Here is a 1518-nt window from a genome sequence, read left to right on the forward strand (position 1 = left end):
CCGTGGTATGTAAGACATCGATTTGGCGGGACGGCTCAGTGATTTGCATTTGTTGCTCCCGTAGAAGGTCGTTCAGGGTATGCGCGGTAGTTGCACGGCCTCTACCCCGATCGCAACGGCTCGGGAAAAAAGGAGCGCAGGAACGCAGGCTTTTGCGCGGCCCCGCGAAGACACATTATGTCTGCAGTTTTTGGCGCGTCGCGGTGCACCAGCTATAGGCTCATCAAAGTTCTGAAACCGGCCGCTCGATCTTGACGCTGCGCCCCAATTGGATGGCGTCGAGGGATGGCCCCCTACCGCTGTAGCTTTGCGTTGGCCTCACCCTTTTGGGCGCGGTGTAACTTTTTTGGCTAAAGTGCAGGATTTCGTTATCGGCCCCCCAAAATCGTTCCCAGTTCATTGTTAGGCGCTGCGCGCGCCGCTCAACCTGAACCATCAAACTGGAAAGGATACACAGATGGGACTGGATATTGGTTTTTACCGCGACGGAGAAGAGGTGTTCTCTCTGCGCAATCACGATGAATTTTTTGAGGCGCTTGCGGAAGGCTCTGGCGGGGATGTCTATGAAGGCTACAGCGACTTCTACGTTACGCTCGACACTTTGGCTGTGCTCGAAGGTATGATCGAAGACGGTTTTACCGACTGCGGCCTTTCCCCAGACGAGGCTTTGGCTGACATCCCTGATGCGTTCCACGACCTTGATGCGCGAGGTACGGAATGGAAAGAGCTGCTGTGCTACTACCCTGCAATCGTTGCGTTTCTCGCTGAAGATATCTCTGCGAACGGACCCCTCATCTGTGGTTGGTCTGCATGAAAAGCATTTTGGCGTGTGTCGCAACAAAGGTGCTTACCCGATGCGATTGGTAAAGGCGTAAGTCAGTTAAATAATACTGAAACACGCTTTAGATGGTCGTCGCGTGGAACCGATGTATCTCATTGGGCCCTTGTCTTACCGCCGAACAGGCGGCTGCAGATGGGATTGTTGCGATCAGATGATCGTGCCCATCTTCTTACCAAGGCCCCTCGTAGCGGAGGCCTTGTCTTACTGCCGAATAGGCGGCCGAAGATTTGGGTTTTGTCGGTTCGCCGGTTGCCCCCATCTTCTTACTGGGCCCGGTTTTACCGCCGAACAGGCGGCTGAGAAAACACGGATGGCAGAGCGTGCTCATGCTGTCTATGCACTGGTCCCAGCTTTCTCCGCCGAATAGGCGGCTGTAGATGGGGTTGCTACGATCAGATGATCGTGCCCCATCTTCTTACCAAGGCCCCCGATTAGATGGGCATTGGCGATGTTTATCGGGCCCATGCGATGCTGGTTCGCCGGTAGGCCCATTTATCGGCTGGTGCGAAGTTGTGTTTGCGGCTCTGGGTTTCTGTACACTGCGCGTTTTTTATTCGATGTTCGGATAAGCGGCCCATGTACCGGCTCCAAGGTTAAGCCAGGAAGAGATGACAAATTTCATAATCGACAAGCCGCGTATTGTTTTCATCCACTTGCCCAAAACCGGCGGCACATCG

General features: G+C 54.3%; 1 protein-coding gene. It reads left to right on the forward strand.

Annotated features, from left to right (window positions below):
• The first annotated feature begins 457 nt into the window (after positions 1-457).
• Positions 458-814: a hypothetical protein gene (locus ACGYK9_RS19340; RefSeq protein ID WP_394415348.1), complete on the forward strand. Its 357-nt coding sequence runs from the start codon at positions 458-460 to the stop codon at positions 812-814.
• The last annotated feature ends 704 nt before the right edge of the window (positions 815-1518 follow it).

The organism is Sulfitobacter sp. 1A15258, assembly GCF_043557045.1.
In the GTDB taxonomy this organism is placed as follows: Bacteria; Pseudomonadota; Alphaproteobacteria; order Rhodobacterales; family Rhodobacteraceae; genus Sulfitobacter; species Sulfitobacter faviae.